Annotated in this window: 11 protein-coding genes; 5 read left to right on the top strand and 6 right to left on the bottom strand. The window is 67.0% G+C overall.

Translation table 11 applies throughout. From position 1 onward, the window contains the following. Positions 1-26: 26 nt before the first annotated feature. A complete protein-coding gene (locus IT882_RS04625) occupies positions 27-1,343 on the top strand; it encodes a M50 family metallopeptidase (protein WP_195693366.1) in 1,317 nt (438 codons plus the stop codon). A gap of 15 nt (positions 1,344-1,358) precedes the next feature. On the opposite strand, the gene IT882_RS04630 is transcribed toward IT882_RS04625, so the two are convergent. Next, entirely contained in the window at positions 1,359-3,284 is a 1,926-nt protein-coding gene (locus IT882_RS04630) for an anthranilate synthase family protein (protein WP_195693367.1), read from the bottom strand. A gap of 197 nt (positions 3,285-3,481) precedes the next feature. Here IT882_RS04630 and IT882_RS04635 point away from each other — a divergent pair, with 197 nt between their 5' ends. Both IT882_RS04635 and ispG read left to right on the top strand, forming a co-directional pair. Continuing rightward, positions 3,482-3,766, top strand: a complete 285-nt coding sequence (locus tag IT882_RS04635) for a 2TM domain-containing protein (RefSeq protein ID WP_195693368.1) — start codon at positions 3,482-3,484, stop codon at positions 3,764-3,766. A gap of 60 nt (positions 3,767-3,826) precedes the next feature. Next, positions 3,827-4,978, top strand: a complete 1,152-nt coding sequence (gene ispG, locus IT882_RS04640) for a flavodoxin-dependent (E)-4-hydroxy-3-methylbut-2-enyl-diphosphate synthase (protein WP_195693369.1) — start codon at positions 3,827-3,829, stop codon at positions 4,976-4,978. 52 nt (positions 4,979-5,030) lie between these two features. Here ispG and IT882_RS04645 read toward each other — a convergent pair whose 3' ends face one another. The 5 genes from IT882_RS04645 to IT882_RS04665 all read right to left on the bottom strand — a co-directional run bounded on the left by IT882_RS04645 (position 5,031) and on the right by IT882_RS04665 (position 10,815). Further along, on the bottom strand, positions 5,031-6,515 hold the full coding sequence (locus IT882_RS04645) for a maltokinase N-terminal cap-like domain-containing protein (RefSeq protein WP_195693370.1): 1,485 nt from the start codon (positions 6,513-6,515) through the stop codon (positions 5,031-5,033). Then, on the bottom strand, positions 6,512-8,278 hold the full coding sequence (gene treS, locus IT882_RS04650) for a maltose alpha-D-glucosyltransferase (RefSeq protein WP_195693371.1): 1,767 nt from the start codon (positions 8,276-8,278) through the stop codon (positions 6,512-6,514). Before treS ends, IT882_RS04645 begins: the two co-directional genes overlap by 4 nt. A 107-nt stretch (positions 8,279-8,385) precedes the next feature. Beyond that, positions 8,386-9,405, bottom strand: coding sequence for a 1-aminocyclopropane-1-carboxylate deaminase (locus IT882_RS04655; RefSeq protein ID WP_195693372.1), 1,020 nt, complete (start codon positions 9,403-9,405; stop codon positions 8,386-8,388). Beyond that, on the bottom strand, positions 9,402-10,115 hold the full coding sequence (locus tag IT882_RS04660) for a GntR family transcriptional regulator (protein WP_195693373.1): 714 nt from the start codon (positions 10,113-10,115) through the stop codon (positions 9,402-9,404). The genes IT882_RS04655 and IT882_RS04660 overlap by 4 nt, the downstream gene beginning before the upstream one ends. Positions 10,116-10,176: 61 nt before the next feature. Next, complete coding sequence (locus IT882_RS04665) at positions 10,177-10,815, bottom strand: pyroglutamyl-peptidase I (RefSeq protein WP_195693374.1); 639 nt, start codon at positions 10,813-10,815, stop codon at positions 10,177-10,179. Between the two features lie 102 nt (positions 10,816-10,917). Between IT882_RS04665 and gtfA the strand changes: the two genes are divergently transcribed. Together gtfA and IT882_RS04675 are read left to right on the top strand one after the other, a co-directional pair. Beyond that, positions 10,918-12,405: a sucrose phosphorylase gene (gtfA, locus tag IT882_RS04670; RefSeq protein WP_195693375.1), complete on the top strand. Its 1,488-nt coding sequence runs from the start codon at positions 10,918-10,920 to the stop codon at positions 12,403-12,405. 57 nt (positions 12,406-12,462) lie between these two features. Beyond that, positions 12,463-14,259 carry a proline--tRNA ligase gene (locus IT882_RS04675; RefSeq protein WP_195693376.1) on the top strand — a complete coding sequence of 599 codons (1,797 nt, stop codon included), beginning with the start codon at positions 12,463-12,465 and terminating at the stop codon, positions 14,257-14,259. Positions 14,260-14,261: the final 2 nt, after the last annotated feature.

Consider the following 14,261-nt stretch of genomic DNA (forward strand, 5'->3'; position numbering starts at 1 on the left):
CAAGGCAGAGCCGATAGCGTGGCGGCGTGGATCTGGTCGCCTTCATCGTCGGTGTCGTCGTGCTCGTGGTGGGCCTGGCGATCTCGATCGCGCTGCATGAGATCGGTCATCTCGTTCCTGCGAAGCGCTTTGGGGTGCGGGTCGGCCAGTACATGGTTGGTTTCGGACCCACGCTGTGGTCACGTCGCCGAGGTGAAACCGAGTACGGCGTGAAGGCGATTCCTCTGGGCGGCTATATCTCGATGGCGGGGATGTACCCGCCCTCGCCGGCGGCCCGCGGTGCGGCGGACGGTTCCGGGGCGCCGGGTCGAGCGGGCGGCGGCTTCTTCGCAACGATGGTCCAGGACGCCCGCGCGGCCAACGACGAGACGCTGGATAGTGCCGACGACAACCGCGTCTTCTACCGGCTGCCGGTCTACAAGCGCGTCATCATCATGCTCGGTGGTCCGCTCATGAACCTCGTGTTCGCGCTCGTGCTGATGACACTCGTGCTCAGCGGCATCGGTGTGCAGACTGTGACGAGCACCGTCGCGTCGGTAAGTGCCTGTGTTCCCGCGCAGGCTGCGCAGGAGTGCCAGGCAGGCGATCCGCCCTCACCGGCAGCGGCAGCAGGCATCCAACCCGGTGACGTCATCGTGTCGGTTGACGGTCAGGACGTCGCGGACTTCGCCGAGGCTGCAACGCTCATCCAGGCGGCACCGGGTCAGAGCGTGCCGATCGTGGTCGATCGCGACGGCCAGAGCGTGTCCCTCACGGTGACGCCCGACACCGTGACCCGTCAGATCGTGGATGAGAACGGCCAGACCGTCGACTCGGAGGTCGGGGTCATCGGCGTCACGGGGACGGTCGACTACGTGCGTCAACCGATCTGGTCGGCTCCGGTCGCGGTCGCTGAGAACGTCGGCGCCGTTGCCGGGCTCGTCGTGCAGCTTCCGGTGAAGGTCTACGAGACTGCCGCGACGCTCGTGACGGGTGAGCAGCGTGATCCCAACGGTCTGCGAAGCATCGTCGGCGCCGGCGCGATCGCCGGGGAGGTCGCCGCAACCGATGCGCCCGTCGTGAACCGGGTGGCCGTCATCCTGTCGCTCCTGGCAGCGCTGAATATCTCGCTGTTCGTGTTCAACCTCATCCCGCTGCTGCCGCTGGACGGCGGGCACATCGCCGTCGCGCTGTGGGGCGGCATCCGCAGCTGGTGGGCGCGGGTGCGTGGCAAAGCCCAACCCGCTCCGGTCGATGCGACCAAGCTCGCGCCGCTGACCTTTGTCGTGGTGATCGCCCTGGTCGTGATGGGCGGCATTCTGATCATCGCCGATCTCGTGAACCCGATCTCCCTCTTCGGTTGAGAGGTCCGAGCGAGATTACGCGGGGCCGAGGGCCCACGCGATGAGTTGGTGCAGCGTGGCCATTCCGTCGCGCGAGAGGATCGATTCCAGGTGCCCCTGCACGGAAGCGAACCCCGCACCACGCAGGGCATAGACATCGCCGGTCGCCGGGTCAGCCGCGATTTCCACACCCGCGATCGTCGTCCCGGGGGTGCTGCGCGCCGTGAAGGTGTTGTAGAAACCGATCGAGGCCGGCTGCCCGAAGACATCGACCGTCAGCTGCAAGCCCTGGTGGGGTTGCGCCAACGGAGCGAGCTCGATACCGAGTTCGCTGGCGAGGATCTGGTGGCTGAGGCACACCGCGAGCAGCGGGGCGGATGCTGCCCGCCGCCGCGCGATGATCTGCCGCAGGCGCGCCATCCGTGCCGAGGCGACATCGAGCGGATCGCCGGGGCCGGGGCCCGAGACGAGCAGCTCTGCCGCGTCGACCTCGTCGTCGGTGACGGCGTCCCAGGGGACGATGGAGACATCCAGGCCCAGATGGCTCAACTGGTGCGCGAGCATCGTGGTGAAGCGATCCTCGGCGTCAACGACCAGCGCGCGACGCCCCGCGAACGGGCCGGAACCGGTTGGAGCCTGAGGATTCAACCAGAACGGCGCGAGCCGCGCGTTGCGCGATTCCAGCAGCGCGGCGATCGTCGGATCGTCAGCCAGGCGCCGCGGCTCCGGCGTCGGCGCGTCCTCGTCGAGGGAGAGTGCCTCCGGTCGGGCCCCGCGCGGGATCGCTCCGATAGCGCCCAGCACCCCCGCGGCCTTGCCGTGCGTTTCGCTGACCTCGCCGTACGGGTCCGAGTGGCGCACGAGGGTCGCGCCGACGGGCACCCGAAGCCGGCCGTTCTCGATGTACGCCGTGCGGATGAGGATCGGGGCGTCGAGATCGTGGGTGACGGCATCTGATGCGGCGCCGGGCACGATATCTGTGCGGGGCGTGAACAGGGCAGCGACTCCGGAGTAGTACCCGCGCGGCGTCGTCTCGTGACGGGTGATCACCGTACAGGCGTTCTGCATGGGGGAGCCGGTGACCGTCGGTGCGAACATCGTTTCGCGCAGGATGTCGCGGGGGTCGAGTCTGCTCGAGCCCCGCAGCATGTACTCGGTGTGCGTGAGTCGGGACATCTCCTTGAGATGCGGACCGGTGATGCGCCCACCGTCGGTGCACACGGCGCTCATCATCTTGAGCTCTTCGTCGACGACCATGAACAGTTCCTCGGTCTCCTTCGTGGAGCGCAGGAACTCACTGAGGTTGTCGACGGTGGCCCCTTCGTCCGGGTGACGGAACGTTCCCGAGATCGGATTCATCGTGACGATGCCGGCCTCGGCGCTGACGTGTGCCTCGGGGCTCGCCCCGACGGCGATGTGATCGGCGGTCACGACAGCGAACGTCCAGTAGGCGCCGCGCTCGTGCTCGAGCAGGGCCCGGAACCAGGCCAACGCTGCGACGCGCGGGTCCGCGTCGACGTCAGCCGTGAAGTCACGACGGATGACGAAGTTGGCGCCTTCGCCGCGTCCGATTTCGTCGGCGATGACGCGGCGGACGATGTCGGCGTACGCCTCGTCGTCGATGTCGAAACCGGCGTCCCGCAGCGGGATGTCATCGTGCGGGAGAACCGCCAGAGCCTCGTCACGCGGGTAGGTGGCACGCTCCGTGATGACCAGGCACCGCAACGGGGCGTTGTCATCGAGGCAGGCGAATCCGCGCTCGCGGACCTGGCGGAAGGGAACGAGCGCGAGCACCTCGCGCGGCGTTCCATCGGTTGCCAGCAACGGAATGTCCCGCAGCAGTTCCACGTCGACGATCTCGCCGGTGAGCACCTCCACCGTGTCGGCATCGCGGGCGAGGATCGCGAACGGGAGGTCGCTGGTTGCGAGCCCAGCGAGCGGGGGAAGCAGGGTGCCGGTCATGGTCGGTCTTTCGTCGTGGGGCGGCCACCCTCACAAAGAAGACCGCCCGGGGGCGGTCTATGCGTCAACGCGAGCACACCGCCTCAGACGGTGGGCCACCATGCGGTGCTCGCGAACATGGGCCGAAACTATCACAGCGCCGGACCGACGCGCGGAGTGTCTAGTGCTCGGGGCCCTGCTCGCAATACATTCGAGACATGACAGATCCTCAGGGTATGGGCGGTTCCGACGAGCTCCGCCAGCGCGCGGTCGCCAGCCTTCGGGCCAAGCAGGGCTTTTGGTACACACTCGCGACGTGGGTCGTGCTCTCCATCTTCTTCGTCGTGATCTGGGCGCTCACCGGGATGGGCTACTTCTGGCCGGCCTGGCCGATCGCGGGAATCGCGATCGGCGTGGCCTTCTCCGGGTTCAATGCGTACGGTCCCTCACGCGGTGCCCTGAACGAAAGCAAGATCCAGGACGAGATGCGTCGACTGCAATAGCAGCGGCGCACCCCCGCGGCATCGGCCTGGTCCTCAGCTGAACTGCGTAGGCTGGATGCTGTGCCAGCTGTGAACATCGGGATGCCGAAGGTCCCTGAAACCCTCGCTCCGCGCCGCAAGAGCCGCCAGATCAAGGTGGGCAAGGTCCTCGTCGGCGGAGACGCCCCTGTCAGCGTGCAGTCGATGACGACGACGCCGACGACCAACATCAACGCGACCCTGCAACAGATCGCCGAATTGACGGCATCCGGCTGCGAGATCGTGCGCGTTGCTGTGCCGTCTCAAGACGATGCGGATGTGCTGCACATCATCGCGGCCAAGAGCCAGATCCCCGTGATCGCCGACATCCATTTCCAGCCGAAGTACGTCTTTCAGGCGATTGACGCCGGGTGTGCAGCGGTGCGGGTGAACCCGGGCAACATTCGCAAGTTCGACGACCAGGTGGGGGCGATCGCGAAGGCCGCGCAGGCGGCGGGCGTGTCGCTGCGCATCGGGGTCAACGCGGGATCGCTCGATCGCCGCCTGTTGGAGAAGTACGGCAAGGCCACTCCGGAGGCTCTCATGGAGAGCGCTGTCTGGGAGGCATCTCTGTTCGAGGAACACGACTTCCACGACTTCAAGATCTCGGTCAAGCACAACGACCCCGTCGTCATGGTCAAGGCCTATCGCCTGCTGGCCGAGCGCGGCGATTGGCCCCTGCACCTCGGTGTGACCGAGGCTGGCCCCGCCTTCCAGGGCACCATCAAGTCGGCGACGGCGTTCGGCATCCTGCTGGGCGAGGGGATCGGCGACACCATTCGCGTCTCGCTGTCGGCACCGCCCGCCGAAGAGGTCAAAGTCGGCCACCAGATCCTGCAGTCCCTCAATCTGCGTGAGCGCAAGCTCGAGATCGTGTCGTGCCCGTCGTGCGGGCGCGCCCAGGTCGACGTGTATTCGCTTGCCGACAACGTCACCGAAGGACTCAAGGACATGACTGTCCCGCTGCGCGTCGCGGTCATGGGATGCGTGGTCAACGGGCCCGGTGAAGCGCGGGATGCCGACCTCGGCGTCGCGTCCGGGAACGGCAAGGGGCAGATCTTCGTGAAGGGCGAGGTCATCAAGACCGTGCCCGAATCAGAGATCGTGGCGACCCTGATCGAGGAAGCTAACCGCCTCGCAGACGAGATGGGGCCCGACGCGCCCCTCGGCACTGCGCAGGTCCTCACGAGCTAGCGCGCCGGTCACACCGGCGCGTCGAGCGAACCCGCGACGCAGCGCCGGGCGCTCAGGTGTTCGCGACCCGCTCCAGGGCCTCGAGCGGAATCGACACCCAGGTGGGTCGGTTGCGTATCTCGTACATGACCTCGTACACGGCCTTGTCAGCGACGTAGGCGTCAAGCAGCACCCGGCTCGCGCCCGTGAGCTGCGCCGAGGCGGTGTCGTCCCCGGCATCGGATGACGCACCACCGGCATCGGATGCCGCTTCACCGTCATCGGATGCCGCAGCCGTGACGTATGCGTCCACGAAGTGCTCGCGCGCACGGGCCGACCACTCACGGGCGCGCTCAGCGCGCAGGGCGTGCCCCTCGTCGACCTCGGCGTCCGTCGCCCACGACATCTCGATCATCGCCGCCGCGTAATCGAACGAACGCAGCATCCCGGCGACGTCCCGCCAGGGGGAGTCAGGAAGTGACCGCTGCGCGAACGGCCGACCCGGTTCGCCCTCGAAGTCCACGATGCGCCAGCCGTGCGACGTGCGCAGCGTCTGGCCGAGGTGCAGGTCGCCGTGCACGCGCTGGATGTCCAGCTCGTCCAGCGCCGCCACCGCGTCATAGAGGCGCTGGAGCTGCGGGACGCTCGGCTCCAGGCCCGGGACGGACCGACGGGCGTAGTCGAGGCGATCGCGCATCGTGCTGGCCAGTTCGGCTGTGGTCTCTGCTCCGCGGCTCTCGGCGGGAAAGCGTGACCGCATCAGGGCGTGGATGTTCGCCAGGGCCTCGCCCAGACGCGCAGCCTCGCCGGCAAAATCCCCGCCCGAGTCTTCGACGTTCTGCTCGGGATCCGCAAGCAGCGTGCGAACGCTCGCGACCGCGAGTTCGAAGCCGTCGGTCGCCGTGGCGAGGAATTCCTGGAGCATCGCCGTCTGCAGCAGCTCGCCGTCGACATCGATCTCCACCCAGCCGTACAGCTGCGCGATGTGCTCGGAGCCGCCGCGCGTGAGCTCCTCGTGGATCTCGATGTCGGGATTGATTCCGGGGCTCACCTTGCGGAAGAGCTTCATGATCGCGGTGTCATCGAAGCGCGCCGACGAGTTGGACTGCTCGCCGGTCATCGGTGACGAGACGAGCGTGTCATCGAGAGGGTCCCCGCCGGGCACGCGACGGAAGCGGAGCCGGTCGATCTGGGAGGTGCCCGTCGTCTCCGCAGCGATGAAGCCGTCCAGCCAGATGCGCATAGCTTCGCGATCGTGCACGGCGTCGTAGAGGTGCACGAGGCCGCCGTCGGTGTCGATCGCGCCGACATAGGCGTGGCTGATCCGCTCTTCGATGTCGTCGTACCCGCTCAAGGGCACCTGGTACAGCTCGCTGCCGGCATCCTCGTCGCTGTAGGTCACGGTGACGAGGTACACCGTGAGGGACGGCCTACCCTGGTGCGCGGGCACCTCGGCGATGCTGCGCACGTGGTCGACCTCGAATGGGCGACCTTTCCCTCCGAACCATCGGGTGCGTACCAAGTAGCTCTCCAGGAGAGCGGCGTCGGGCGTGGTCACAGCAGCCCCACCTCCTCTGCGTCGTCGGCCGGTGAATGCAACTGGAACCAGAAGAAGCCGTGCCCGCCGAGCGTGAGCAGGTAGGGCAGCTCGCCGATGCGCGGGAAGGGAACGCCTCCGACGAGTTCGACCGGGACGAGTCCCTCAAAACGGCGGAGGTCGAGTTCCACCGGCTGTGGGAACTGCGACAGGTTGTTGACGCAGATGATGACGTCGACGGTCCCGTCGTCGTTCGTGTGTTCTCGCGTGTACGACAGGACCGACGGATTCGATCCGCCCAGGTCATTGAAGCTGCCGAGTCCAAACGCGGGATGGCGCTTGCGTGCTTGGATCATCTGCCGCGTCCACTGCAGCAGGGACGACCGGTTCTCTTGCTGGGCCTCGACATTCACGGCGAGATAGCCGTGAACGGGGTCCTGCACGATCGGCAGCGCGAGCTTCCCGGGGTTGGCCGTCGAGAATCCGGCGTTGCGGTCCGAGGTCCACTGCATGGGGGTGCGGACTCCATCGCGGTCACCGAGCCAGATGTTGTCGCCCATGCCGATCTCGTCGCCGTAGTACAGCACCGGCGCGCCGGGGAGAGAGAGCAGCAGCGCGGTGAACAGCTCGATGCGGTCGATGTCGTTGTCCAGCAGCGGCGCGAGGCGGCGACGGATGCCGATATTCGCCTTCATACGGGGGTCCTGCGCGTACTCGTTCCACATGTAGTCGCGGTCCTCGTCGGTGACCATCTCGAGGGTCAGCTCGTCGTGGTTGCGCAAGAAGATGCCCCACTGGCATCCGGACGGGATCGGAGGTGTCTCAGCGAGGATGTCGCTGATCGGGTAGCGAGACTCGCGGCGGACGGCCATGAAGATTCGCGGCATGACCGGGAAATGGAAGCACATGTGGCATTCGTCGCCGCCGACATCGGGATTTCCGAAATAGTCCACGACATCCGCGGGCCACTGGTTGGCTTCGGCCAGCAGCACGCGCCCCGGGTACTCCCGATCGACGATGCGACGCACCTTCCGCAGGAACTGGTGCGTTTCGGGGAGGTTCTCGCCGTTGGTGCCGGGGCGCTCGTAGAGGTAGGGGACGGCATCCAGACGGAACCCGTCGAGGCCCATGTCAAGCCAGAACCGCATCGCATCGAGGACAGCATCGTGCACGCGAGGGTTGTCGAAGTTCAGATCAGGCTGGTGGGAGAAGAACCGGTGCCAGAAGTACTGCTGGCGTACCGGATCCCAGGTCCAGTTGCTCGGCTCCGTGTCGACGAAGATAATCCGAGCATCCTCATAGAGCTCGTCAGTGTCGCTCCACACATAGAAATCGCCGTACGGGCCCTCGGGGTCACGGCGGCTCTCCTGGAACCACGGATGCTCGTCGCTGGTGTGGTTCATGACGAAGTCGATGATGACGCGCATGCCGCGCTCGTGGGCGGCGTCGAGGAACGCCTGGAAGTCCTCGGTCGTTCCCAGGCCCGGTTGGATACCGGTGTAATCCGCGACGTCGTACCCGCCGTCGCGCAGGGGAGAGGGGAAGAAGGGCGGGAGCCACAGACAATCGACGCCGAGCCACTCGAGGTAGTCGAGCTTGTCGATCAGGCCCCGGAAGTCTCCGGTGCCGTCGCCGTCGCTGTCTTTGAACGACCGGACCAAGACTTCGTAGAACACCGCCGTCTTGAACCACTCGGGCTCGGCGCTTCCCGGTGTGTCAGGGAACGGTTCCTGCGTCAGGATCGGGATGGAAACGGTGTTGGTCGTCGGTTCCGCGGCGGTCATCTGTTCCTCCCGTGGTTCGGGATAGCGGCGGGGGCGTGGCCCGCTCGGTCGTCTGCCTAACCTGCCATAGGTCCCTGCGTGATGCTATCCCCTTGCGCTCGGGCGGCTCAGTTCCATAGACGCCAGTAGGCGTTGATCGCGGGCTGGCCGCCGAGGTGCGCGTAGAGCACGGTCGAGTCCTGCGGAATATCGCGACTGCGCACGAGGTCGACGAGTCCGGCCAGGGACTTTCCCTCGTACACGGGGTCGGTGATCATCGCCTCGAGCTGGGCGCCGAGCGCCATCGCCGCCATCGTCGATTCGACCGGGATGCCGTAGAGATCACCGGCCCAGCCCTCCAGGACCTCGATCTCGTCGTCGCGCAGGTCTCGGCCGAGTTCGATGAGGCTGGCGGTGCTGCGCGCGATCCGGGCTACCTGGTCACGGGTCTTCTCCAGCGTCGCGGACGCGTCGATCCCGATGACCCGCCGTCGCACTCCCGTGAGGTACTCGAGCGCTGCGAAACCGGCGATCATGCCGGCGTGGGTCGACCCGGTCACAGTGCAGACGATGATCGTGTCGAAGAAGACGCCGAGCTGCTTCTCCTGCTCCGCGACCTCGAACGCCCAGTTGGCAAACCCTAGGCCGCCCAGGGGGTGCTCGGAAGCGCCGGCGGGGATCGGATACGGAACACCGCCGGCGTCCTCGACCTCCTGTAGCGCGGTCTTCCACGAGTCGCGGATGCCGATGTCAAAGCCGGCGTCGTCGAGGCGGGAGTCGGCGCCCATCATCCGGGACAGCAGGATGTTGCCGACCTTGTCGTTGGTGGGGTCTTCCCAGGGGACCCACTTCTCCTGGACGAGTCGGGCTTTCAGCCCGAGGTGGGCGGCAACGGCGGCGACCTGCCGCGTGTGGTTGGACTGGTACCCGCCGATCGAGACGAGGGTGTCGGCGCCTGACGCAAGGACGTCGGGGACGATGTACTCCAGCTTGCGCACCTTGTTTCCGCCGTAGGCGAGGCCGCTGGAGACATCCTCTCGCTTGGCCCAGACCTGTGCACCGCCCAGGTGCATGCTCAGCCGCGCGAGGTGGTGGACCGGGCTCGGCCCGAAGGTGAGCGGGTGGCGGGGGAAGTCATGGAGCTTCATGCGCGAGGGTCCTCGTTCTGCTGGGTAGTGTGCTTCTCGGCACCGGAGGTGTCGGGGACATCGGTGTCGAGATCGGTAACGAGGTGGGTCCAGATGGACTCGGCGACCTGCGCGGCGCCGATCGCGTCACCGCGGGCGCACCGAGCGATGAGCAGGTTATGCCGCACCGTCGATAGTTCGGCGAGCTTCGACGAGAACTGTGCGCGCTCGGCACGCAGCAGGACGGGCTCGTAGAGCCGCAGGACCGTCCGGACGGCGTCGTTGTCGGCGAGTTCGACCAGGACGCCGTGAAAGAGCTCGTCAGCCGCATGCGCGCCGTCGATATCGCCGCAGCGGTGCGCGGAGGTGAACGAGCGGTTTGCTGCCCGCATCCGCTCGATCGCGTCCTCGTCCAGACGCGGCACCGCGGCAAGGGCAGCCAGTCGATGCATGGCCGCGACGACATCCCGCGCTTCGCTGATGGCCCGAGGCTCGATCGGCGAAATGATCGTCGCTCGACCCGGCTTGGTGTACACCAAGCCGGCGTGCGCGAGGTCCAGCAGGGCCTCACGAACCGGGGTGCGACTCACGCCCAGCCAGTGTGCGATGTCGACATCCCGGACCTGTTCTCCCGGGGCGAGGGTGCCATCGACGATTGCGGCGCGCAGGCGCGCTTGCACTTCTTCGCGAAGGAGAGGACGGTGCGTACCCGCAACCGAGGGGACCGGCATGCAATATATTGCAGCTGATGAGGCACCCCCTGTCAACTCCCGCGCTGGCTCGTCCCGCGCTTCAGTGCACGTGACCGGACGGGATCTCGAGGTCGCGGGTGCGCGCGAGCGTTGTGCGGATAGCACTGTCGATCGCGTTCGCGATCGTCGCGTGGGGGAGCGATGCCACGCCCGCCGGGGCGTTCTCGGTGTCCCAGGGAACATGGATGAAGCCCGCACGCAGCCCCGGTGTCGTGGTGCTCAGGTGCGCGATCGCGAAGAAGACGTCATTGCAGACGAAGGAGCCGGCGGACAGCGACACGTGGGCCGGGATGCCGCGCGCCGCGAGTTCGTGAGCGATCGCGGTGACCGGAAGCGATGACGCGTAGGCCAGGGGAGCCCCCGGCACGCAGGGGGCGTCGACGGGCTGGGAGCCGGCGTTGTCGGGGATGCGAGCATCGCGGAGGTTGATGGCGATGCGCTCGGGGGTGATGGCACCGCGTCCACCGGCTAGACCCGTCGCGATGACGATGTCGGGTGCTGCCTGGCGAACGAGCTCGCCCACGAGCTTCGCGGCGCGATCGAACTCCACGGGAAGGATCGCTGTGAGCAGCTCTGCCGGTCCGTCCCACTCGGCCGCGACGCGCGTGACGGCATCGCCGGACGGGTTGGTCGGATCGCCGGCGAACGGTTCGAAGCCGGTCAGCAGAACGGTCGTCATCTCTTCACGCTAGACGGCGCGCCCGGTAGACTGTGCTGACACGATTTAGCGTACGGGCGCGATTCGCCGTGATCCCTACGCACCCACCTCCGGAGTGCTCCCATGGTCCATCCGATCCAGCTCATCGCCTACGCCGATCGCCTGGGCGGCACGATCCCGGCGCTCGGGTCTCTCGTTCGCCAACGGTTGGACGGGGCTTTCGGAGGCGTGCACATCCTGCCGTTCTTCACGCCCTTCGATGGCGCGGATGCCGGCTTCGACCCCGACGACCACACCACGGTGGATCCGCGGCTGGGCAGCTGGGACGACGTGAAGGAGCTTTCGCGCGACCTGGACGTGATGGTCGATGTGATCGTCAATCATGTGTCGGCCCGCTCGCCTCAGTTCCGCGACGTGATCGAGCACGGTGAGGACTCGGCCTACGCCTCGATGTTTCTCACGATGGGGTCGGTGTTCCCCGACGGGGCAACGGAGGCAGAGCTGTTGCAGATCTACCGCCCGCGTCCGGGACTGCCGTTCACTCCGTATCGGTGGGGTGACGGCACGCGGTTGGTGTGGACGACCTTCACCCCCGCGCAGGTCGACATCGACGTCCGCAGCGATGCCGGTGCGGCCTACCTGGTCTCCGTCCTCGACACGCTGCGGGACGCGGGGGTGCGGATGATCCGCCTCGACGCGGTCGGCTACGCGGTGAAGACGCCCGGAACATCATCGTTCATGACCCCGGAGACGTTCGCCTTCATCGACGAGCTTGCAGAGCTCGCCCACGATCGCGGGCTCGAGGTGCTCGTGGAAGTGCACTCCTTCTACCGGCGCCAGATCGAGATCGCTGCGCGCGTCGACCGCGTCTACGACTTCGCCCTGCCGCCCCTCGTGCTCTTCGCGGCGGCGACCGGGGATCACGGGCCGCTTGCCCGCTGGATCGGCCAGCGCCCTGTCAACGCCGTCACGGTGCTGGACACTCATGACGGAATCGGGATCGTCGACGTGGGGCCCCACCCCGACAGCGGCGAGCCCGGACTGCTGGATGCTGCGCAGCTTGACCTGCTCGTCGAGGCGATCCACGAGGCGACGGGCGGAGACAGTCGAGCTGCGACAGGGGCTGCCGCCTCAAACCTCGACATCTACCAGGTCAACAGCACGTTCTATGACGCGATGGGTCGGCGCGATCGTGCCTATCTGGCGGCACGGGCGGTGCAGCTCTTTCTGCCCGGCATCCACCAGATCTACTACGTCGGGGCGCTGGCCGGACACAACGACCGGGAGCTTCTTGCGCAGACAGGAGTCGGTCGCGACATCAACCGTCACATCTACAGCGACGCCGATCTCGAGCGCGATCTCCACCGCCCCGTCGTCGCGGCGCTGCTTCAGCTGTGTCGTTTCCGCGTCGATGCCCCGGGTTTCGACGGGACCTTCCGTTCGGAGCTCGACGAGCACGGTTGGCTGCGGTTGCGGTGGGAGTCGGAGTCCGGCTGGTCAGAGCTTCGGGCTCGACTGGACCGAGGCGAAGCGCACCTGCGCTGGGCGCGAGCCGGCGGCCCCGAGCACGCGACTGACGATCTGCTGGCGAACCCGCCCGCTCACGCGTGATCGGCGCGTTAGGCCGGCGCCGGGAGCGCCCCGCATCGCGGCCTAGACTTGACGCTCGTGGTCACCCGTCTTTCGCACTTCTTCCTCCGCACGCTTCGCGAGGACCCCGCTGACGCCGAGGTTACGAGTCACAGGCTCCTGGTTCGCGCCGGCTACATCCGGCGCCAGGCTCCCGGCATCTTCGCCTGGCTGCCACTGGGACTACGGGTGAAGGCGAAGATCGAGCAGATCATCCGCGACGAGATGGCGGCCGCGGGAGCGTACGAAGTCCACTTCCCGGCGCTTCTGCCCCGCGAGCCCTACGAAGCGTCGGGCCGCTGGGAGTCCTATGGTGACAGCATCTTCCGTCTGCAGGACCGGAAGGGTGCCGACTACCTCCTCGCGCCGACCCACGAGGAGATGTTCACGCTGCTGGTGAAGGATCTCTATTCGTCCTACAAGGATCTGCCGCTGGCGATTTACCAGATCCAGGACAAGTACCGCGACGAAGCGCGCCCGCGTGCCGGGCTGTTGCGGGGGCGTGAGTTCACGATGAAGGATGCCTACTCCTTCGACTACACGGATGCCGGCCTCGAGGTCTCGTACCAGACGCAGCGGGATGCCTACGAGCGCATTTTCCAACGGCTCGGACTCGAGTACGTCATCGTCAACGCCGACAACGGACTTATGGGCGGAGCCCGCAGCGAGGAGTTCCTGCACCCCACGCCCGTCGGGGAGGACACCTTCGTCCGCAGCGCCGGGGGATACGCAGCGAACGTCGAGGCGTTCACGACAGTCGTTCCTGCGCCGCTCCCGATCGACGGCCTTCCCGAGCCGGTGATCTTCGACTCGCCCGATACCCCGACCATCGCCACCCTCGTCGATCACCTCAACGCGAACCAGGCGCCTCCGGCTCCGGGTGTCGCCGGTCCGGCCACCGACGGCGAGGCGACGTGGACGGCAGCTCACACGCTGAAGAACGTGGTGCTGGCCTTGACGCACCTCGACGGCACGCGCGAGATCGTCGTGGTCGGCATCCCCGGGGACCGGGACATCGACGACAAGCGCGCCGAGGTCGCCTTCGCCCCCGCCGCTGTGGAGGCTGCAGCCGCTGAGGACTTCGAGAACAACCCTCTCCTCGTGAAGGGGTATATCGGGCCCTGGTCGCAGACCGGCGCGGTTCTCGGCGAGGAGTCGGCGACCGGCATCCGGTACCTCCTCGACCCGCGGGTCGTGGACGGAACGTCCTGGGTCACGGGCGCGAACATCGACCAGAAGCACGTCCACTCGCTCGTGGCTGGCCGCGACTTCACCGGCGACGGCTTCGTCGAAGTAGCCAACGTTCTGCCGGGCGACCCCGCCCCGGACGGGTCGGGGCCCGTTGAGCTCGCGCGCGGCATGGAGATCGGCCACGTCTTCCAGCTCGGCCGGTTCTTCGCCGAGACACTGGGGCTCAAGGTACTCGACGAGAACGGCAAGCTCGTCACGGTGACGATGGGCTCCTACGGCATCGGTGTCACGCGAATCCTCGCGATTATCGCGGAACTCAGCAACGACGAGAAGGGTCTCGTCTGGCCCTCAGCGGTGGCTCCGTTCGATGTGCACATCGTTGCCACGGGAAAGGATGCCGTCGCCTTCGACCTTGCCGAGCAGGCCAGCGCCAGCCTCGAGGATGCCGGACTGGAAGTCGTGTATGACGACCGGCCCAAGGTCTCACCCGGCGTCAAGTTCGGCGATGCGGAACTGATCGGTGTGCCGCGCATCCTCGTGGTGGGCCGAGGCGCCCCGAACGGCGAGGTCGAACTCTGGGATCGCCGCAGCGGTGAGCGCGAGACGATGGCGCTTCACGAAGCCATCGCTCGCCTCACCGCGTGAGA

It is taken from the genome of Microbacterium schleiferi (assembly GCF_015565955.1).
In the GTDB taxonomy this organism is placed as follows: Bacteria; Actinomycetota; Actinomycetes; order Actinomycetales; family Microbacteriaceae; genus Microbacterium; species Microbacterium schleiferi_A.

Excerpts from the sequence above, each read along its gene's own strand:
- IT882_RS04630 (WP_195693367.1), bottom strand. The coding sequence starts at position 3,284 with ATGACCGGCACCCTGCTTCCCCCGCTCGCTGGGCTCGCAACCAGCGAC.
- IT882_RS04635 (WP_195693368.1), top strand. The coding sequence starts at position 3,482 with ATGACAGATCCTCAGGGTATGGGCGGTTCCGACGAGCTCCGCCAGCGC.
- treS (WP_195693371.1), bottom strand. The coding sequence starts at position 8,278 with ATGACCGCCGCGGAACCGACGACCAACACCGTTTCCATCCCGATCCTG.
- IT882_RS04655 (WP_195693372.1), bottom strand. The coding sequence starts at position 9,405 with ATGAAGCTCCATGACTTCCCCCGCCACCCGCTCACCTTCGGGCCGAGC.
- IT882_RS04660 (WP_195693373.1), bottom strand. The coding sequence starts at position 10,115 with ATGCCGGTCCCCTCGGTTGCGGGTACGCACCGTCCTCTCCTTCGCGAA.
- IT882_RS04665 (WP_195693374.1), bottom strand. The coding sequence starts at position 10,815 with ATGACGACCGTTCTGCTGACCGGCTTCGAACCGTTCGCCGGCGATCCG.
- gtfA (WP_195693375.1), top strand. The coding sequence starts at position 10,918 with ATGGTCCATCCGATCCAGCTCATCGCCTACGCCGATCGCCTGGGCGGC.